Annotated in this window: 20 protein-coding genes; 6 read left to right on the top strand and 14 right to left on the bottom strand. The window is 63.1% G+C overall.

Annotation, left to right across the window (positions count from 1 at the left end; genetic code table 11):
- The coding region (locus VIG32_04355; protein HEY8297238.1) for a DALR anticodon-binding domain-containing protein at positions 1-391 on the top strand (391 nt) is incomplete at its 5' end.
- Positions 392-503: 112 nt separating this feature from the next.
- On the opposite strand, the gene VIG32_04350 is transcribed toward VIG32_04355, so the two are convergent.
- The 10 genes from VIG32_04350 to VIG32_04305 form a co-directional block, all read right to left on the bottom strand.
- Positions 504-2423, bottom strand: coding sequence for a KUP/HAK/KT family potassium transporter (locus tag VIG32_04350; protein HEY8297237.1), 1920 nt, complete (start codon positions 2421-2423; stop codon positions 504-506).
- Positions 2424-4295: a KUP/HAK/KT family potassium transporter gene (locus tag VIG32_04345; GenBank protein ID HEY8297236.1), complete on the bottom strand. Its 1872-nt coding sequence runs from the start codon at positions 4293-4295 to the stop codon at positions 2424-2426.
- The gene (locus VIG32_04340; protein HEY8297235.1) at positions 4288-5382 is read right to left on the bottom strand and encodes an AI-2E family transporter; all 1095 of its coding nucleotides are present in this window, start codon (positions 5380-5382) and stop codon (positions 4288-4290) included. The genes VIG32_04345 and VIG32_04340 overlap by 8 nt, the downstream gene beginning before the upstream one ends.
- Positions 5367-5831 carry a GNAT family N-acetyltransferase gene (locus VIG32_04335; protein HEY8297234.1) on the bottom strand — a complete coding sequence of 155 codons (465 nt, stop codon included), beginning with the start codon at positions 5829-5831 and terminating at the stop codon, positions 5367-5369. The genes VIG32_04340 and VIG32_04335 overlap by 16 nt, the downstream gene beginning before the upstream one ends.
- Before the next feature lie 16 nt (positions 5832-5847).
- Positions 5848-6411, bottom strand: coding sequence for an orotate phosphoribosyltransferase (pyrE, locus tag VIG32_04330; protein ID HEY8297233.1), 564 nt, complete (start codon positions 6409-6411; stop codon positions 5848-5850).
- Positions 6408-7124: an orotidine-5'-phosphate decarboxylase gene (gene pyrF, locus VIG32_04325; protein ID HEY8297232.1), complete on the bottom strand. Its 717-nt coding sequence runs from the start codon at positions 7122-7124 to the stop codon at positions 6408-6410. The genes pyrE and pyrF overlap by 4 nt, the downstream gene beginning before the upstream one ends.
- Positions 7124-8077, bottom strand: coding sequence for a dihydroorotate dehydrogenase (locus VIG32_04320; GenBank protein ID HEY8297231.1), 954 nt, complete (start codon positions 8075-8077; stop codon positions 7124-7126). The genes pyrF and VIG32_04320 overlap by 1 nt, the downstream gene beginning before the upstream one ends.
- Positions 8078-8177: 100 nt before the next feature.
- Positions 8178-9008 carry a dihydroorotate dehydrogenase electron transfer subunit gene (locus VIG32_04315; GenBank protein ID HEY8297230.1) on the bottom strand — a complete coding sequence of 277 codons (831 nt, stop codon included), beginning with the start codon at positions 9006-9008 and terminating at the stop codon, positions 8178-8180.
- Positions 9009-9350: 342 nt separating this feature from the next.
- Positions 9351-10001: a hypothetical protein gene (locus VIG32_04310; GenBank protein ID HEY8297229.1), complete on the bottom strand. Its 651-nt coding sequence runs from the start codon at positions 9999-10001 to the stop codon at positions 9351-9353.
- 3 nt (positions 10002-10004) lie between these two features.
- Complete coding sequence (locus VIG32_04305; protein ID HEY8297228.1) at positions 10005-10928, bottom strand: DUF4097 family beta strand repeat-containing protein; 924 nt, start codon at positions 10926-10928, stop codon at positions 10005-10007.
- A gap of 215 nt (positions 10929-11143) precedes the next feature.
- Between VIG32_04305 and VIG32_04300 the strand changes: the two genes are divergently transcribed.
- The 5 genes from VIG32_04300 (at position 11144) to VIG32_04280 (ending at position 15514) form a co-directional block, all read left to right on the top strand.
- Positions 11144-11734: a sigma-70 family RNA polymerase sigma factor gene (locus VIG32_04300; GenBank protein ID HEY8297227.1), complete on the top strand. Its 591-nt coding sequence runs from the start codon at positions 11144-11146 to the stop codon at positions 11732-11734.
- Positions 11731-12108, top strand: coding sequence for a hypothetical protein (locus tag VIG32_04295; protein ID HEY8297226.1), 378 nt, complete (start codon positions 11731-11733; stop codon positions 12106-12108). The genes VIG32_04300 and VIG32_04295 overlap by 4 nt, the downstream gene beginning before the upstream one ends.
- Positions 12109-12116: 8 nt before the next feature.
- Complete coding sequence (locus VIG32_04290; GenBank protein ID HEY8297225.1) at positions 12117-12797, top strand: response regulator transcription factor; 681 nt, start codon at positions 12117-12119, stop codon at positions 12795-12797.
- 167 nt (positions 12798-12964) lie between these two features.
- Entirely contained in the window at positions 12965-14371 is a 1407-nt protein-coding gene (locus VIG32_04285) for a HAMP domain-containing sensor histidine kinase (GenBank protein ID HEY8297224.1), read from the top strand.
- 15 nt (positions 14372-14386) lie between these two features.
- Positions 14387-15514 (top strand): hypothetical protein, encoded by a 1128-nt coding sequence (locus tag VIG32_04280; GenBank protein ID HEY8297223.1) that lies wholly within the window; start codon positions 14387-14389, stop codon positions 15512-15514.
- 372 nt (positions 15515-15886) lie between these two features.
- On the opposite strand, the gene VIG32_04275 is transcribed toward VIG32_04280, so the two are convergent.
- The 4 genes from VIG32_04275 to VIG32_04260 form a co-directional block, all read right to left on the bottom strand.
- On the bottom strand, positions 15887-16312 hold the full coding sequence (locus VIG32_04275) for a GNAT family N-acetyltransferase (GenBank protein ID HEY8297222.1): 426 nt from the start codon (positions 16310-16312) through the stop codon (positions 15887-15889).
- Positions 16302-17096 carry an MBL fold metallo-hydrolase gene (locus VIG32_04270; protein ID HEY8297221.1) on the bottom strand — a complete coding sequence of 265 codons (795 nt, stop codon included), beginning with the start codon at positions 17094-17096 and terminating at the stop codon, positions 16302-16304. The genes VIG32_04275 and VIG32_04270 overlap by 11 nt, the downstream gene beginning before the upstream one ends.
- 47 nt (positions 17097-17143) lie before the next feature.
- On the bottom strand, positions 17144-18364 hold the full coding sequence (locus VIG32_04265; protein ID HEY8297220.1) for a DUF1501 domain-containing protein: 1221 nt from the start codon (positions 18362-18364) through the stop codon (positions 17144-17146).
- A 34-nt stretch (positions 18365-18398) separates the two neighbouring features.
- Positions 18399-19815: DUF1800 domain-containing protein (locus VIG32_04260; GenBank protein ID HEY8297219.1), on the bottom strand; the 1417-nt coding region annotated here is incomplete at its 5' end.

The following is a 19815-nucleotide window of genomic DNA, read 5'->3' as shown; positions in this document are numbered from 1 at the left end:
ACAAAGCAACGACAATCCCGTTTTTTACGTGCAATACGGCTACGCGCGGATCGCATCGGTCCTGCGCAACGCCGCCGCCGCCGACGTCGACGCCGCGCGAGCCGGCGACGCACTCGGCGCGTTAACGCACGAAAGCGAGATTGCGCTGGCGCGCCGCCTCGCCGAACTCCCGCGCGTCGTGGCAAACGTTGCCGAACACCTGGCGCCCCATCGCCTCGCGCGCTACGCACGCGACGTCGCCGCCGACTTCCACCAGTTTTACAGCGGCCAAAAGATCCTCGTCGAAAACCGCGACGAGCGCATCGCGCGCCTGGGCCTCTGCCTAGCCACCAAAACCGTCCTAGCCCGCGTCCTAAGCCTGGTCGGCGTCAGCGCTCCCGAATCAATGTAACTCCCGCCGTCCTTCGACAAGCTCAGGATGACCAGGAGCGGTGCCTTCCCCCCCCGTGTCATGCTGAGCTTGTCGAAGCATGAGCTTGTCGAAGCATGAGCTTGCGTGGGGGTTAGATTTTTACTTCGACGCCGAATTCGATGATGCTGTTGGGGGGGAGGCCGAGGGAATCGGTGAGGGGGCGTGCGTTGCGGATCATCCATAAGAACAGCGAGCGTTGCCAGCGCGGTAAGCGGCCGGGCGTGGTGTCGGGACGGATCTTCGGGCTGGCTAAATAGTAGGTCGGTTCCCTAAACTCGATGTTCGGGCGAACCGTGCGCAGATGCCGCAGGATGTCGTGAATGTTCGGCTCTTGCATGAAGCCATACGAGGCCTTCACTCGCATGAGATGCGGCGCGATCTCCTCCAGTTCGATGCGATCGTCGGGATGCACGAATGGCTGGCTATCGTTGAGGATCGTCAGCAAAACGACCGTGTCGAAAACGATGTGATTGCGCAGCCACGTGTGCTGCAGCGCGAACGGGATGCCGGTCGCGTCGGGCGTGAGAAAGAAGGCGGTTCCGCGAACGTTCTTGGCATCGTCGCGCGTCTCTTTGAGGAACGCCTCGACCGGCATGGTCTTGCTCGTGAGATCGCGCATCAAGCGGCGCCGCCCGCGATTCCACGTTACGAAGAGCGCGAAGAGTGCGAGCGCCATCACGAGCGGCACCCAGCCGCCGGAGACCACCTTGGAGAGATTTCCGGTGAGAAAGAGCGTATCGAAGAGCAGGAAGAGCCCGATGAGCGGCACGATCCGCCAGAGCGGCCACTGCCAGCGTTTGTAGAGCAGCCGCGCGAACGTGATCGTCGTCGTAAGCATCGTAACCGTCACGGCCAAACCGTAGGCGCCGCCAAGCGCCGCCGACGATTTGAACGTCAGTACGAGGACGATGCAGACGACCCCGAGCATCGCGTTGATCGCGGGCATATAGATCTGCCCGGCGTAGTGGCGCGACGTATGAACGATGCGAAAGCGCGGGGCGTAGCCGAGCTGCATGGCCTGCTGCGTGAGCGAGAAAACGCCGGAGATCAGCGCCTGCGAGGCGATGACCGTGGCGATCGTCGCGAGCAGTACCATCGGGATGAGTCCCCAGCGCGGAACCAGCGCGTAAAACGAGGTGGCGATCGCGTGCGGATCGCGCAAGGCGAGCGCGCCTTGTCCGAAATAATTCAGCACCAGAGCCGGAAAGACGGCCACGATCCACGCAAGCGTGATCGGCTTGCGCCCGAAGTGCGCGAGATCCGCGTAGAGCGCTTCGGCGCCGGTCACGCAGAGCACCACGGCGCCCATGACCAAGATACTGCGCGCGCCGTTGTGAACGAAGAACAGGATGGCGTGGAGCGGATTGACGGCGCGAATGACTTGCGGATTGTGCGCGATCGAGACGATGCCGAGCACGCCGATCGCGAGAAACCAGGCCAGCATGATCGGACCGAAGAGTTTACCGATGCGCCCCGTTCCGCGCGCCTGCACGGCAAAGAGCCCGATCAGAATAAGCACCGAGAGCGGCACGATCAATCCATGCGCGGCCGTCGTCCACACGTCGAGTCCCTCGATTGCGGAGATGACCGAGATCGCCGGCGTGATCGCGCCGTCGCCGTAGAGCATCGCCGAACCGAACAGCACCAGCAGCGCCAACGCCCCGAGACCGACCGGCATGCCGCTCTTGCGCGCCGGGACGAGTTGCGCGAGCAGCGCCAGCGTGCCGCCTTCTCCATCGTAGTCGGCGCGCAGCAAGAACGCGACGTACTTGATGCAAACGACCACGATGAGCGAGTACAGAATGAGCGAGAGGATGCCGAGGATGTTCTCCGGCGTCGGCGTCGCGGCAAAATCGCCCGTAAAGCACTGCGTGAACGCGTAGAGCGGGCTGGTGCCGATGTCGCCGAAGACGATTCCGAGTGCGGCGATCGCGAGCACGTTTGGACCGGCGGCCCGGCGCCGCGAGGTCCGCACATCGAGCGTTTGTAAGGCGAGGGCATGGTCCGACATTTAGATCTGCACTTCGACGCCGAATTCGATGATACTGTTGGGCGGCAGCCCCAACGAATCGGTAAGCGGCCGCGCGTTGCGGGTCATCCAAAGGAAGAGCATTCGCTGCCACGCGGGCAGCCCGGTCTTTGAATAGTCCGGGCGAATTTTGGGGCTCGCGAGATAGTACGACGGCTCGCGGAAGTTCGCGTTCGGTCGCGTGTTGCGCAGATGGCGCAGGATGTCGTGAATGCTCGGCTCCTGCATGAACCCGTACCACGCTCGCACGCGCAGCAGCCGCGGCGCGAGTTCCTCAACTTCGATCCGTTGGTCGGGATGCACGAAGGGCTGATTTGCGTTCAGCACGGTCAGCAGGACGACCGTGTCGAAAACGATGTGGTTGCGCAGCCACGTGTGCTGTAGCGCGTACGGAATGCCATCGGCATCGGGGGTCAGGAAGAATGCCGTTCCGCGAACGTGCGCGGCGTCGTTTTGAGTCTGGGTGAGAAAATCGGCCACCGACATCGTCTGCGGCGTCAAATCGGTCATCAAGCGCCGGCGTCCGCGGTTCCAGGTGCTGAACAACACGAAGAGCACGCCGGCCATCAGCAGCGGCACCCAGCCGCCCGACATGACTTTCGAGAGGTTGCCGGCGAGAAACGGCACGTCCCAGAGCAGAAAGAGCCCGACCAGCGCAACGGCTCCCCAGATCGGCCAGTTCCAACGGCGCCGCAGCAGCTCGAAGAATGCGAGGCTGCTCACGAGCATCGTTATCGTTACCGCCAGACCGTAGGCCCCGCCGAACGCTTCGGACGAGCGAAACGCGAGGACGAGTGCGATGCACACGATCGCGAGCATCGTGTTGATCGCCGGGATATAGATCTGCCCGGAATGCGCGCGCGAGGTGTGTACGATCCGAAAGCGCGGCGCGAACCCCAGCTGCATGAGCTGCTGCGTGAGCGAAAAGACGCCCGAGATGAGCGCCTGCGAGGCGATAACGGTGGCCACGGTTGCGAGCAGCACCATCGGCACTACGCCCCAGCGCGGAACGAGCGCGAAAAACGGCGACGGCGCGCGCGGATCGAGCAGCGTGATGGCGCCCTGCCCCAAATAGTTCACGATCAGCGCCGGGAAGACGACGGCATACCAGGCGAGCGTGATCGGTTTGCGGCCGAAATGTGCGAGATCGGAGTAGAGGGCCTCTACCCCCGTCACGCAGAGAACGACCGCTCCGAAAATCAGCAAACTTCGCAAGCCGTTGCGCAGGAAGAAATCGACGGCGTAGAGCGGGCTGATCGCCGCTAAAATTTTCGGGTTTTCGGCGATTCCGTGAATTCCGGCGATCGCGAGCACGGCGAACCACAGCACCATTACCGGTCCAAAGAATTTGCCGATCCGATCCGTACCGCGCCGCTGCATGAAGAACAGCGCCAGCAAGACGACGATCGACGCCGGTACGATATACGGATGCGCCGCCGTGGTCCAAACGTCGAGGCCCTCGAGCGCCGAGATGACCGAGATCGCGGGCGTGATCGCTCCGTCACCGTAGAGCATGCACTCGCCCAAGAGCACCATCAGCGCCAGACCCGAGAGCGCCAACGGAAGCGCCGTGCGTTTGCGCGGAGAGAGCAGTGCCAATAGCGCGATCGTTCCGCCTTGCCCGTCGTTGTCGGCGCGCAGCATGAACGTAACGTATTTCACGCAGACGACCACGACCAGCGACCACAGAATCAGCGACACGATTCCCAGGATGTTCGCGGGCGTAAGCGCGGCCGGGAATTGGCCCGCAAAACAGAGCTTGAACGCGTAGAGCGGGCTCGTTCCGATGTCGCCGAAAACGACGCCGAGCGCTCCGAGCGCGAGCGCGCTCGGAGCCGCGCGATGCTTATCCAACTGACCCCGGCTTTTCGATTTCGACCCCGCCGCGCAGCCACGGAACGGCGAAGTATCGCCAGAGCAGCTTGACTAGCGCCGCCGCCGGAATGCCCAAGATCAGCCCGGGCAGCCCGAAAAGTTCGCCGCCGGCGAAGACCGCAAACATCACGCCGATCGGCGAAACGCCGACCGAACTGCCCATAATTTTCGGCACCAAAACGTTATCGGAGAAGCGGGGGATGACGAAGAGGATCACCTCGACGGTTATCACCATTCCCAACCCCTGCGGGGCGGCGATCGCCAATCCGATGATCTGCACGGCGATCATGCCGACGATCGGAATCGCGTAGCCGATCGCGCTGATGAGACCGAGAAAGAGCGCGAACTTGAAGCCGAAGATGGCGGTTAAAATCGCGATGACGACGCCCGTTATCGCGCTCACGATCACTTGGCCGGCGATATATCCGCCGAAGATCTGCACGATCTCGGTTGCGAGCATGCGCGCTTCGTCGTGCCGTTTAGCTGGAAACATCGCCGCAAATCCCTCGCCCAGCCGCCGATGGTTGAGCAGAAAGAAAATCGAGAGAATCAGCGAGGAGACCGTGATAAACGCCGCGGTCGCGATGTTCAGCGCGATCGACGCTATCGACGAGAGCCCGGCGTTGAACATGCCGGCGAGCCGATCGCTCCCGATCTGCTTGACGTTGAGGAGTTGTGCGGGCAAGTTGACGCTCGGGAAATGACGCTGGATCGCTCCCTGCACGCCCAAGAGCCACTCTTGAAACCCTTGGAGATAGGTCGGCAAGTTGTTCACTAGCGCCTGCGCCTGCACGAAGGTCAGCGGAATGATCAAGAACGCGCAGAGCGCGGCGATCGAAATGAGCACGAGGTACACGATCGCGATGGCGAACGGGCGGCCGATCCGGCGACGTTCGAGGAGCGCGACGATGGGATGGGCGGCCGATGCGATGAACGCGCCGATCACGAAAATCGTAATCGTTCGCGGAATGTGCGCGGCGAAGACGAGCGCCGCGATCGCGAGCGCGACGAAGCCGAGCGCCTGGAGTATACGGCGCCAGTCGATCGGACCTAGAGCGTTTTGCACAGCAGGCGCCGCTCCGTGCGAAACCCTACGCTATCGTAGAGCGCGCGGGCTGCGACGTTCTCCTCGGTCACCATCAACCCTATATACGGCAATCCGCGCCTGCGCGCCTCATCTTCGGCGGCTTTGAGCAACGCCTTGCCCACACCTTGGCCGCGCATCGCGGGGACCACGGCCATGTAGGCGATAAAGGCTTGCGGGCTCATGGTCACCTCGTCCGGCAACTCGTCGAGCATGAGCAAAAAGCCCACGGCTTCGCCGCCTCGCCGCGCGACCAGCGCCACGTGCGATTGATCGTAAAAGACCTCGAGCAGCCGCTCGTAGCTGGCCGCCAGTACGGCATCCGTAACGAACCGAAACGGTGCGACCGACGAGCGCAGCGTACTTCGCCCGAGCGTTTGGATGAAGTCCCGATCGCGGGCGTCGCCCGGCCGAATCGTGAGGTCGTCCATCAGCCGCGCGGCGTCACTACGCTCGGCGCGAACCGGGGTCGGTAATCGGCTCGCCGGCCGCGCACTGCGGACACTCCCCTGCTTCGTACGAAACGATCGGCATATCGAGCAGCGCGAAGGTGGGAACGCCGAAATCCACCGCGCCGCGCTGCACGATCGCGCCGACGCCGACGACGCTCGCGCCGCTCGCGCGCACGACCGCGATCACTTCCTTAACGGAGAGTCCGGTCGTCACGACGTCCTCGACCACCAGTACGCGGTCCGCCGGTGCGAGAACGAAATTGCGTCGCAGCTTCGCAACGCCGTCCTGCTTTTCAACGAAGATCGCGTTGGTGTGCAGCGCCCGCGCCACTTCGTACCCGAGAACGATGCCGCCGACGGCCGCGCTTACCACGATCGTCGGTTTCGCCTGCACGAACGCATCGGCGATCGCGCGCGCGACCGGCTCGAGCAACCGCGGATCTTCGAGAATGCGGAACTTCTGAATGAATCGGTTGCTATGCCGTCCGGAGCTCAGCTTGAAATGGCCGTCGAGCAGCGCGCCGCGGCTTTGCAACTCGGTCGTGAGATCGATCGTCATCGAGCGGCCGGCGCCCGCATCTCGTCGAGGATCGCGCGCGCCGCTGCGAGCGGATCGGCCGCCTCGGTGATCGGACGACCGACGACCAAGTAATCCGAGCCGGCGGCGACGGCTTGCGCGGGCGTCGTCACGCGCTTCTGATCGGCGTGAACCGCTCCGATCGGACGAATGCCCGGCGTGAGCGTTAAGAAATCTTCGCCAAAAAACGCTTTGAGATCGCGAACCTCGAGCGCGCTGCAGACCACTCCCGAGCAGCCGGCATCGCGCGCCAGCGCCGCCAGGCGCGTGGCGTTTTCGCCCGGGCCGCCCCGCAGCCCGAGTTCGTTCAACTCGTCGGCCGCAATGCTCGTGAGAATCGTCACCGCGAAGATGTGCGGCGGCGCAATACCCAATTCGCTCCCCCGCTCCTGCGCGGCTTCGACCGCGACGCGCATCATTTCGTCGCCGCCCAAGGCGTGCACGTTGATGATGTGCGCGCCGGGCCGCACGAGCGCCTTGACGGCCGCTCCGACCGTTCGCGGAATGTCGTGCAATTTTGCATCGATGAAGAAGCGCACGTCGCGCGCCTCGAGGTGCGCGAAGATCCGGTCCGGATACCCGAAGAGCGATTCCAAACCGACCTTAAAGATCACGTCGAGCTCGTAGAGTTCGTCGATTAACCCTTCGGCCCGATTGGGCGTATCGACGTCGAGCGCGACGATTAACTGAGCCATTATCCCTCATCCCCTTCGTATTGGTAGGCGTTAGCAAATCCGACGTTCGCTTTGCCGACGATCTCCGCCAGCGTGCCGACGCCGCGCCTGACGAGATACTCGCGCAAGCCCTCGACGATACGCAACGGCACGCGCGGATCGGTAAAATTCGCGGTGCCGATCGAGATCGCGCTCGCACCGGCCAGGAAAAATTCGAGCGCGTCGGTCGTCGTTTCGATTCCGCCCTGCCCGACGATCGGAATCGTCACCGCGCGCGCAACCTCGTAGACGGCAAGCACCGCGATCGGCCGAATCGCCGGGCCCGAAAGGCCGCCCGTCACGTTGCCCAACCGCGGCGCCCAGCGGTCGACGTCGATCGCCATCCCGCGCACCGTGTTGATCACGGCGAGCGCGTCGGCACCGGCCGCCTGCGCCTCGCGCGCGATCGCTGCGATATCGGTGACGTTCGGCGAGAGCTTTACGATCAGCGTTTTATCGGTCGTTTCGCGCGCGGCCCGCACCACGCGCTGCGTCAGCTTCGGATCGCACGCGAACGTCTCGCCCTCGGCCGCCACGTTCGGACACGAAATATTGATCTCGATCGCGTGGATCTCGGGGCGCTTGGCCAGGCGCTCCGTGGTGTAGGCATAGTCGTCGACCGAAAATCCGGCCACGCTTCCGATCACCGCACACGGCCGGCTCGCAAACTTCGCGACGTCGTGTTCGAGATACCAATCGATTCCCGGATTCTGCAAGCCGATCGCATTAAGCATCCCCGCCGGCGTCGAGACCAGCCGCGGCGTTGGATTTCCCAACCGCGGCGCGCGCGTCACGCTTTTGAGCACGACGCCGCCGATCTGCGACAAATCGACGAACGCTTCGAACTCTTCGCCCGAGCCGTAACAGCCGCTCCCCATCAACGTCGGAACCTTCAGTTCAAGCTTCCCAAGCTTCACCGAAAGATCGGGTTTCATCGTTACCATACGTGCGATGCCCCCGGGTCGGTTGCAGGTTTGTTACCCCCGCCCCCTGTCACCCTGGCTATCCATCTCGCCTCATGGCCGGCTACTGGCACTATTGCCACCGTAACTCGTGCGCCCAGAACACGGGGCCTTCTTTGCAGATGCGGGCGTTGACGATCTCGCTGCCGCCGGCGTCGGCGCCGGGGAAGTTTGGAGCTTGAGCGCTGCGGCGATCGAGCGGGACGGTGCAGCCCCAACAGCCGCCGACGCCGCAGGCGAAGGTCTCTTCGAGCGAAAGCTGCGCCGGAACGTTGAGCTTTTCAGCAACGCGGGCGGTGGCGCGCAGCATCGGCGATGGGCCGCAGGCGAGGATTAGATCGGGTTTGGGCACTGCGTTCTCGAGCAAGCCGGTGACGTAACCTCGATGGCCGTAGCTCCCGTCATCGGTAGCGCAATGCAATGCGACGCCGTTTTCCGCGAACTTGTCTTTATCGACGAGCAATTCGAGCGTGCGCGCTCCGTAGTACAAATGGACCGCGGCACCCGCGGCAACCAGAGCCTGGGCCGGAAGCAGCACGGAGGCGATGCCGACGCCGCCTGCAACGATCGCGACAGTACCTACGTTAGCGGAGAGATCGAAGCCGTTCCCGAGCGGGCCGGTAAGATCGAGCGGATCGCCGGGTCGCAGGGTTGCGAGTTCGGCGGTACGGGGCCCGGCAACGAAAAACATGATGCTGGCGCGATCGCCAGATGCTTCGTAGATGCCGAGTGCGACGGCCGCACGCTCGCCGTGGGGCGGAATGACCATGACGAACTGACCGGGGCGCGTCACGTGGACGAGGTTCGGTGCGTGTACTCCTAAGAGGAGGACGCCGGGCGCGAGTTCCGTCCGATCGAGCACGGTCGTTGAATGCACCGCCGCGAGCGACTGGAGCGTGGGCATGCCGCAGAGTTCTCGGAACGCGGCCGACATACTTCCGTAACGAAAAATTTAAGAAACAATGCGAGAAAAGACTGAACTCTCGTACGACAAAAGCCGTTATAGATTATAGAAGAAGAAAAAAGAAAGGGGGGTCCACGGAAAATGGCAGGTCTCATGGTCTTCAAATCGTTAGCCGACGCGCTTAGAGCGGGCTATCAAGTGTACGACCGCACGTCCGACGGGTATTTGGTCCGGACGAGAACTGCGGCTGGATGGGCAATCGCCCTGGTCTCGTGTAGATGACCCTTCCGAAACAACGCAATTATAAAGAGGACCGCCCGGATCGGCGGTCCTCTTCTTTTCTCACTGCCGCCGTGCGTCGGGCGGCGGGCTAGGGCGCTCTAACTCGGCCGTGGGACCGGGGCGCCACCCATACGGGCCGCCGGGCGAAATATCCGGGCCGGCAGCGCCGAAGGGCGGTTGCGGGCTCGCGCCCGTTTGCGGCTGACCGGCCTGCGGCGGGGGCGGGGGCGCCTGCGCCGGCCCGAGCGTGAAGGCCCCGAAGCGGGCTCCGGAGAGCAGCGCTAAGATGATCTGCGCGATGCCGATAAAGAGCGGGATCAACCCGCCGAGCAGCTCGGCCCCGGGGTGGCCCGGATGGATGAGCGAGAGCCCGACCAAGATCGCGAAACCGACGAGCGTGACGACGATGCCGGACCGGAGTTGTCGATTCGCTTGATAGAGGGTGTACCCGTACGGGTCGTAGGCCGGCGGGGCGACGTACGGCTGCTGCGGCGGCTGGACCCAATACGGGGTCGCGCCGTAGGTTGCCGGATCGTACCATTTGCTCTTGGCCATTTTGCGCATCCAGCGCGGATCGGGGGGCGGCGCTATTCCGCGGCGGATCATTTCCAGTCGCTCGTGATGGGCGAACACGCGGCTGATGATGCCATATGCCAGCGGCAGTCCGAAGACCATCAGTATCGCAAGGGCTCCTACGTCATTGTCCGACATGTCTTATTGGGCTCCGTTCGTCGTCATGGTAATCGTTCCGTCTTGTGTCGAAACGTCTAGGGCGCCGGCACCATTGCCGAGCGTGTAGGTTCCCTCCACCGCGTCGTCATCGGTATGCGTCGAGCGGCCGTCTACGCGGATCCTTCCGTTCGATGTGTGCGCTCGTACGTTCAAATTGCCCGCGTCGGCAAAGTGTAAGCTGACCGGGCCGTCATCGGTGTGAATGTTGGCCTTCGAGAGCCGCAGGTCATTGGCACGAACGCTGCCGTCCCGAGTGCTTGCGACGAGCGATCCAACGGCGACTCCGTCGAGCACCAAACGTCCGTCGCGGCTGGCCATCGTCAGCCGATCGGCGCGAACGTCGTGCGCCTCGATGTGACCGTCGTCGGATTTCGCATCGGTCGCGCCGCGCAGTCCCTGCAGAACGATCGAGCCGTCGTTCGAGTGGACGCCGACCGATCCGGTGAGATCGCTCACTTGCGCGCCCGAGCTTCGCAGGATATCGAGCGATGCGGCCGCCGGCACGGCGATCTCCACACGTCGCTCGATCCACCCGATGTTCACGAAGCCGCCGCTCGACGGGCGCGCGATACGCACGCCGTCGGCCGTTCGCTCGACGTGGAGCGCCGCGAGTTGCGCCGCGCCGTAGATGAATCCCCCGGCCGACGTGCGATCCGTAACGTGGACGCGGTTGTCGCTGGAGGCGGCAACCACGACGCGCGAATCCGGGTCGTCGATGATGACGTGCGGCGCCGCACCCGCGTCGATCGGCGCGAACGTTTGAGGAACGAACGCGATGCGATGCAGTCCCGCAGCTTGAGCCGAGAGTCCCAGGTGTTCGCCGCGCATCAGCCCGATCACAACCCCCGCGATAAGCAGCTCGACCGCCACGAGCATGATGATGAGCCCGCTTCGTGAATACGGCATGTTTAGAGTTTCGGTCCCCAGCCGGCGAAGGTCGCACGAAGTCCGGGCGCGGAGATATGCTCCTGCGGGAACGGCATTCGGTTAAAGGGACCTCGGCTATTTAGGATGACCATCATGGCTACTCGCGCCTCCGGTTTGGTGTGCTGTCCCAGATACGCTGCAGCGGCCCCCGTGTTTCAGCGAAACACCGCACCTCTCTGCCCCGTACACGGGACGTGGCTGCAGCGCTCTTGGAGGCACCGTTCATCGATACGGTAGCGCGACCCGACGACACCGAGTTGGTTGCCGCCACGCTGGCGGGCAACTCCGAGGCGTTCGGAACGCTCGTCGAGCGCTACGACCGGGCGGTCTACCATTTGGCCTACCGGACGATGCACGATCCCGAAGAGGCGCGCGACGTGACGCAGGAAGCCTTCTTTAAAGCCTACCGCAGTCTGCGGACCTTCAAGGCGGGCGCCAAGTTCTCGACCTGGATCTTTTCGATCGCCTATCACGCCTGCTGCGACCGTTTGGCCCGCCGCAAGCGTTACTCGAACGAAGCGCTTCCGGAACGGGCCGATAGCGGCCCCACGCCGGAACAGAGCGCCATAGCAAGCGACGAAGCGCGCCGGCTGCGATCGGCAATCGCGGCGCTCCCGGAGAAGTACCGGACGGTCATCACGCTCTATCACTTGCAGGGGAAACAATACGATGAGATTGCAGAAGTGTTAGGATTACCGATGGGCACGGTAAAGACGCACCTGTTCCGGGCAAAAGAACAGCTGCGGCGCATTCTCAACGAAAGCGCGATGGAGGTACCGGAATGAACTACCACAGCGACGACGAGCTCGACCGAGCCCTGTTTGCGATGCCGCTCGAGGAGCCGCCCGCGGGCCTGCGCGCTTCGATTTTGGCAAGTACCGTGTATCGCCCATCGCTCCCGGCCACCCCGTTCAAACTTTGGGAAGCGTGGACGCTCGGCGCCATTATCGCCGTGATGGTCTGGGCCGGCTTCCTGGTCGCCGGAGGCGCGGCCAATACGATCATCGCGTCGTTCACATCGCTCAGCGCGAGCGCCTTCGATGCGATCACCCAACCGGCGACGCTGCTGTGGATCGCGGTCGGCGGCGCCGCCTCGTTCTGGATTTCTCAGGCAACCTTCATCTCATTGCCTGTACCGCAGCGCCGTACTAGCCGATAATCGGGGGTATGGAGAAAACCGCGCAGCAATTTCGAATTCTCGTCATCGAAGACGACGCCGCGATCAATCGCGTTTTACAACTCGAACTCGAACACGAAGGCTACACGGTCGAAACCGCGCGCGACGGACTCGCCGGGCTCGAACGCGCGCTTAAAGAACCCGATTTGATCGTCCTCGATCTGATGCTGCCCAAGATGGACGGCATGGAAGTCTGCAAGCGCGTCCGCGCTAAAAGCCGCGTGCCGATCATCATGCTCACCGCCAAGGATCGCGTCCCCGAGCGCGTCGCGGGGCTCGATATGGGCGCCGACGACTACCTCACCAAACCGTTCTCCACCGAAGAACTGCTGGCGCGCATTCGCGCGCGGCTTCGCGAGCGCAACCCGGCTAGCAACGTGATCGACTATCGCGATCTGGTGATGGATCGCGATCGCCACGAGGTCACCCGCGCCGGCCAAGCCGTCAACCTGACCGCAAAGGAATACGCGCTGCTCGAATATCTCTTGCTGCATCGCAACAAAGTCCACTCGCGCGACGAACTCTTCAACGGCGTCTGGGGCAGCGACTTCTTAGGCGACTCCAACCTCATCGACGTCTACATCCGCTACCTGCGCGGCAAAATCGACGACGGCTTCGACCAAAAACTGATCAGCACCGTACGCGGCGTCGGCTACACCATAAAAGACTAGCCTTGTCATCTACGACAAACTCCATCCTTCGACAGGCTCCGTCCTTCGACAGGCTCAGGATGACAAACGGGGGAGCGATGGCGCGCGTTGCTGCCCTGTCATCCTGAGCTCGTCGAAGGACGAGTTGGCGATGCGTGAGCTCGATGTGAGGGTTTAGGGTGCGGTCTTTGCGTTGGCGGATTGCGTCGTGGTATGCGGCGCTGCTTATTGCGGTCATTATCGTGGTCGGTTTCGTCATCGCATTTCGGTTTCAAGCGATTCTGCTCGAACAGGCCACGCGCGAGGTCAACCGCACGATGCAGGAGATCGAGATTGCGACGCTGCCTTCGCCCAACGCGTTCGTGCTTCAAGATACGTCGGTTCCGCTCTCGGCGATTCTCGCAAGTCAGAATCTCGAACGATGGTCGTCGCCGAGCAGCTTCATTCAAGTCGACAACGCGCACGGCTATCAACTGGCGAAGAGTTCGAATATGGGCTCGATGCGTTTTGCGCCGGCCACGGGGCTAACTCCAAGACACTCCAAGAGCTTCGCGCAGGAGCTCACGCAGCGCGGCCCGTTCTTGGTGGAAAGCGAACTCTTCGTCGCCGGGCCAACGCGGCTGGTCGTACACGTCGGCGAGCCGCTCGATCAATTGCGCCGCGCCTTCATGCAGACGCGTCAGGGCCTCACCATCATCATCGCGATCGCCGTGCTCGCCGTCATCGCACTCTCGGCGATCTTGGCGTCGCAGGCGGTGAATCCGATCAACGAGCTGGCCCGCGCGATGCGGGAGATCGGTTCCGACCGGCTCAATCGCCGCGTGAAATGGAAGAATCGGCAAGACGAGATCGGACGCCTCGCGGAAACGTTCGACGAACTGCTCGCGCGTCTCGAAGAGGCGTTCGCGCGAGAGCGGCAGTTTATATCCGATGCATCCCACGAATTGAAGACGCCGCTGACCTCGATCAATGCGAATGCCCAGATGCTCGTGCGCTGGGGCGATCGCGACGAAGAGATTCGGCGCGAGAGTTTGGAGACGATCGTCGACGAGAGCGCCTCGCTCGCGAGCATGGTGAGCGGTATGCTCACGCTTGCCAAAGCCGATTCGGGCGACGCGATCGCGCGCGAGCCGATGTCGCTGGCCGCAGTGGCGAGCGACGCGATTGCCGGCACGTCGCAGCGTGCGACGGAGAAAGGGTTGACGCTGCATCTGGAAAGCGGCGCGAGCCGCCCCATCGTGCTCGGCGACGCCAGCTTGCTGCGCCAGCTGATCAGCAATCTGATCGACAACGCGATCAAATTTACCGATGCCGGCGGCGTGACGGTGCGCGTCACGGCGACCGAACGCGAGGGGATCGTTGAAGTCAGCGATACCGGGCCCGGCATCGCAAGCGACGAACTGCCGTTCGTTTTCGACCGCTTCTATCGCGCCGATAAATCCCGCAACCGCGCCGTGCCCGGAACGGGGCTCGGCCTGGCCATCGTGCGGTCGATCGCGCGGGTCCACGGCGGCCGGGTGGAGGCCGAGCAGGCGCCGGGCGGCGGAGCGCTCCTGCGAGCCCGTTTCCCGCGGCTCGACGACCGCGAATCGTAATTTATCCTGATTCTCATGCCGATTCGCGAGCGCTTTACGTACAATAAGAACGTGCACGAACGGGCTCCCTCGCGAGGCGTCACGGCAGTCGCCGTCGTCCTTGCATTGCTATTGGGTCTTCTTGCGCCGCGTACGAACGCGAGCGCGCAGACGGCCGCGCCCGCACCGCAGACCGTCGATGCCGGTAGTTCGCCGGTTCTCAAGGTGCAGGTACGCGCCGGAACCGTCACCATCAAAACCTGGGATCGAAGCGAGATCGGCATTAGCGCGCCCGCCGGCGTCGAGGTCAAAGAGTACGGCGCCCCCGCCGTCGCCCGGCAACTGAATACGCCGATCGTCTTTCTCGCGCGAACGATCAATAGTCCCAACGGCCCGGTGGCCTTGCCCGCCAACGAATTCCCGCTGACCTCCGTCCCCACGAACGATCACCAAGGCGTCGCAATCCGGTCCACCTCGACCGATCCGGTCGACGTGCAGATTTCAGTACCGGCATCGACGGCGCTCATCGTTGCGCGCGTCGGCCGCGGAAGAATCTCGCTGCAGAACTATCGCACGGGCACCTTCGTGCTCGGCGTCTTCGGCGGCGCGATCCTCATGCAAAACGTCGCCGGAAACGGGTACGCCGAAGCGGTGCGCGGTCCGATCTTTGCGGTGGACTCGTCGTTCGATCAATTGCACGCCCGCACCGCGATGGGGAACATCTTCTTCGAGCGTTGCCACACCAAGCAGATTCAAGTCTCGTCGATTGCGGGCACGATCGTTTACGACAACGGCACGTTCGAGCCGGGACTCGCGCATTTTGAATCGCTGTACGGAAACGTCGCGCTCGGCGTCGGTTCGGGCAACGCGCAGATCGGCGCCCACAGTTCGAGCGGGCGCATCTTCTCGAGCTTCAATCGCAAAGCGAACTTCTCGGGCGGCGGCAACGACCAGCAGGCGACGCTCGGCTCGAACGGACCGGTCGTAACCGCGAGCGCCGGAACCGGCGCCGTCTACCTCTACGACGGCGCCTTCGCGCAGCATCGCAACCGCGTCGGCACGCAATGGCATTCGATGGATCAACTCATGTCCCGCCGCGCCGCGCTGCTGCACGGCCCCCACCCCCGTTTCCCCAACTTCGCCCACCCACACCGCCGCCCGTAACCTTTTTTTGTTGTCATGCTGAGCTTGTCGAAGCATGAGCTTGTTGGGTGCATGAGTTTGTTCGGTGCGTCGTCCTTCGACAAGCTCAGGATGACAAAAAATGCTTGCTGCGCCGCTCTCTCCTCTTGTTTTTTTTGTCATGCATGAGCTTGTCGAAGCATGAGCGGGTTCGGTGCGTCGTCCTTCGACAAGCTCAGGATGACAACAAATGCTTGCTGCGCCGCTCTCTCCTCTTGTTTTTTTGTCATGCTGAGCTTGTCGAAGCATGAGTTTGTTCGGTGCATGAGCTTGTTCGGTGCGTTGTCCTTCGACAAGCTCAGGATGACAAAAAATGTTTGCTGCGCCGCTCTCTGCTCTTTTTTGTTATGGGGGCTAGAGTAGGAATTTTCGGAGGAGGGCTATGTCGAGTTTGAAGGTGTGTTGGGGGAGGACGGCTTCTTGGTGGTAGTCGCAGCGTTCGAAGAAGCGTTGGGCGGGGCTTGCGTGCGGAACGGCGACGAACATTTTGTGGCAGTTGTAGTACTTCGCTAGGTCGGCGGCCTGCGAGAGCAGGTCGCGGCCGATGCCGCGGAGCCGAAACTCGGGCAGTACGACGATCGTCTCGACCTGTGCGAGCGATGCGGCGACGCGAATCTGCACGCCGCCTGCGATCGTCTCGCCGTCGCGCGCGGCTAGCTGGTAGCGTTCCTCGTGCCAGACCACGCTAAAGTTGTAGAACGTGCGCAGCGCTTCGCGTTCGTTCGCGCGAAAGAACGGCTCGAGTGCGTCGGGGCGCACGCGGGCGATCTCAATCGGCATGCGCTGCGATCTCGGTCTCCACGTCGAGCAACAAATTGTCGCGCGCCGCGATCACTCGTAAACCGAGCTCCGTTTCAAGATCTCGCGCGAGCCGCGCCGGGTTCGCTTCGAGCATCTTGGTTCCGAAGTGCTGCAGCACGGCCACCTTCGGCCGCACGCCGGCGATAATCTCGCGCGCTTGATCGAAGGTGAGGTGATCCACGTTCATGCTGTCGCGAAAACGCAGCACGTTGAGAATCAGCACGTCGGGCGCGTGCTCGCGATAGTCGGCGATCAGACCGTCAAAAAAACGCCCGCAGGGCAGATACGAGACCGTGCGGCCCTCGTGGCGAAAGTGCAGGCCGTACGTCTGGACGGCGTGCACGTGCGCGATCGAGGTGCGAATCTCGACGTCGTTGATGCGGTAGGGGCCGCCGCGCTCGCGCAGCGTCTCCACGCGTTCTACGAATCGCTGCGCGTACGGAAAGACGACCGGTTCGCCGGAAAGCGCATCTTCGGGCGCGAGCAGAACGCCGCGCTTGACGAAGCCGCCGGAGGTCATGGCTTCGATCATGATGTTGACGTCGTTGGAATGATCGAGATGCTTGTGCGAGAGCGCGACGGCATCCAGTTCGCGCGGATTGCAGGCCGGCACGTGCGAGAGGGCGCGCACCAGGGCGCCGGGGCCGGGATCGACGTGGATCTGCGTCGCGCCGAAGGTCATCCACATCCCGCCGGATGCGCGAATCTGGCGCGCGACAACGAAGCGCGCGCCGCCCGTGCCGAGAAAAAGAATCGAGTTCACGTCGCCCGCGAGATTGCACGAAGCGCGCCGCGCGCCCTGCGGCTCGCCTACGCGAGCGCTGCGATGCCCGGAAAGTGCCCCTGGAGGATCGGCGCCGACGGGCGGCCGAGCCAGCGTTCGAGTACGGTTGCATAGACTTGGCGGAAGTCGGTTGTGAAGCGCAGATTCCCGTCGCTCGTGTTGGTAAGATCCGGATAGCTGCCGTACATTCCGCCCTTAACGCCGCCGCCGATCAGAAAGAGCGGCGAAGCCTCGCCGTGATCGGTTCCGGCGCTGGCATTTTCGCCCAGACGGCGGCCGAATTCGGAGAACGTCATCGTGAGCACGCGTTTGTCGTTGCCGTGAGCCGCGAGATCGTCGTAAAACGCCTTCATCGCATCCGAGAGTTCGCCGAGCAACCGGTCCTGCGTGGCTTTTTGATTGATGTGCGTGTCGAACGATCCATGCTGCAGATAGAGCACGCGCGTGCCGGTTTTGCTGCCCACGATCTGCGCGGCGAGCGCGAGGCTGCGGCCGAGCGGTGTCGCCGGATACGATGCGGTCGTCGTGTAGCCGCCGATGAGCTTGGGCAACTCTTGCGAGCCCTTCTGCGCGTGATCTTCGATCTCGGCGACGTGCGCGAGATACGGGGAAGAAAACGGCTGCCGGTCGTCGCTCACGAGTTCGCTATACGTGCGTCGCGATGCGGTGTTGCGATCGCTCACGAGCCCGTAGCCGCGCAACTGTGCGATCGCGGGAACGTCGGTCTTGGCGGCGACCATCACTTCGGGAAGCACCTGCGAGAGCGCGATCCCGTTGAAGAGATTGTTCGCGGGAAGATTCGCGTCGTCGAGATAGCGTCCGAGCCAGCCGGTGTGTTCGTACCGTTCCGGTGCGGCCGTCTGCCAAATCTCGGTCGAGCGGAAGTGCGAGTGATCGGGGTTGGGATACCCAACGCCCTGAACGATCGCGACGAGGCCCTTATCGTACATATCTTTGAACGATTTCATCGTCGGGTTGAGGCCGACGTGACTGTCGATCGAAAGCACTTGGCTCTGTGGGATCCCGATGCGCTGGCGCAATTGGTAGTAGGCCGGATCGCCGTGCGGCACGACGCAGTTCAAGCCGTCGTTGCCGCCCTGCAGATTGACGATTACCAGCACCCGGTCGCTGCCGCCCGGCAGCCCCGGCAGCGGCGCCGCCGCCAGCGCTCGCGCAAACACGCTCTGCGTACCGGCGACCACCGTCAACCCGCTACACGCACCAAGTAAAAATTTCGATCGTTTCATATTGTCATCCTGAGCTTGTCGAAGGACAGTGCTGCTAGCTTAATTGGTACGCGGGCATGGCCATCGTGAGGTAGGCGGCTCCGCGGACGCGTTCGGCGTAATTTTCGCCGGAGAGCATACCGAGCGCCGAGGTGTTGACGCCGTTGAGATAGTCGGCGATCTGCGCGATGCCGCGCGGCGACGAGTCGCCGTGCAGGATCGTACTTACGAGCGCCTGCGCGGCCGGCAGCGCCTTCATCGGAAGGCTCGTGAGCCACGTATCGCCGCTCATCATCGGCGAGTTCACCAAACCGGCGACGAAATTTTCGCGCGCGATCGTGGTTTGGCTCGTAAGCCAGTTCGAGCCGCCCGGCCAACCGGCAACGTTGGGCGGATAGAACAGGATCTGCCCCATTTGGTTGAGCGCCCGCAGCGCGCTCGGATCGATCTGCGTGAGGCCCAGCGCTTTGTAGGTGCCGACGAGATATTCCACCGGACTTTTTACGAGTGCCCGGTACGCGCGCGGCGAGTAAAACACGTTGCTCTGCAGCAAGGCAGACATGACCGGCGCGAGCGAGTAGTCGTGCTTGGCAATCAATCCCGCGACCGCGTCTACCAACTCGGGCTCCGGATTATTGTAGACGAACGCATTGAGCAAGCTGCTCGCGAAAAACTTCGCGCATTGCGGCTGGCTAAAGATCGTGTCGACGATCGCGCGCCCGTCGAAGTTCCCGGTGCGACCCAGAAACGTCTTCGTACCGTTATCGTGCGCGCCCGCTTGAAAAAACGCTTGGCCGCCCATGCGCCGCAGCTTCCAGCCCGTCCAGGCCCGCGCCGACTCGCGCACGTCCGCTTCGGTGTAGTGATCGACCCCCAGCGTGAAGAGTTCCATCAATTCGCGCGCGTAGTTTTCGTTGGGGTGCGACGCGTCGTTCTTGGAGTTATCCAAGTAGATCAGCATCGCGGGATCGATCGACACCTTCCAGGTGAGGTCGCGCAGATTGCCGAGGGCGTTATCGCGGAAGAGTTGGTTCTGCGCGTAGACCATCGCGGGCGAGACGCCCTTTTGAATCGCGGCGGTCGTGAAGTGTCCGTGAAAGTAGAACGCCATCTTCTCCTGCAGCGGTGCCGGCGTGGCGAGCATCCGGTTGAGCCACCAACTCTGCAGGGAGAGAATCGACTGGCGCTCTTTTTTGCGCAACCCTTTGCGAAACTCGCGTTTGGCGGTTTCGTCCGCGGAGCGGAAGCCGCCGCCGCGATAGAAGGAGAGCAGGTCAGAGCTTGGATCGTACGCGTCCTCCGGCGCCGGAAGATTCGCGGTCGAGGGGAAATGGATCGTCGACTCGACGGCGGCGTGCATCGTCTGCCCCGCCAGACGTTCGATCTCCGTGGGCGAACCGCCGAACCCCGCGCGGCGCAAGAGATGGGCCGCCAAGCGCGCGTTCCAGGGACCGGCGTACGGCCGCAGCGCG

This window comes from Candidatus Baltobacteraceae bacterium, assembly GCA_036559195.1.
Classification (GTDB): domain Bacteria; phylum Vulcanimicrobiota; class Vulcanimicrobiia; order Vulcanimicrobiales; family Vulcanimicrobiaceae; genus JALYTZ01.
The sequence above is the reverse complement of the archived record's forward strand: the minus strand, read 5'-3'. Positions and strand labels throughout refer to the sequence as shown.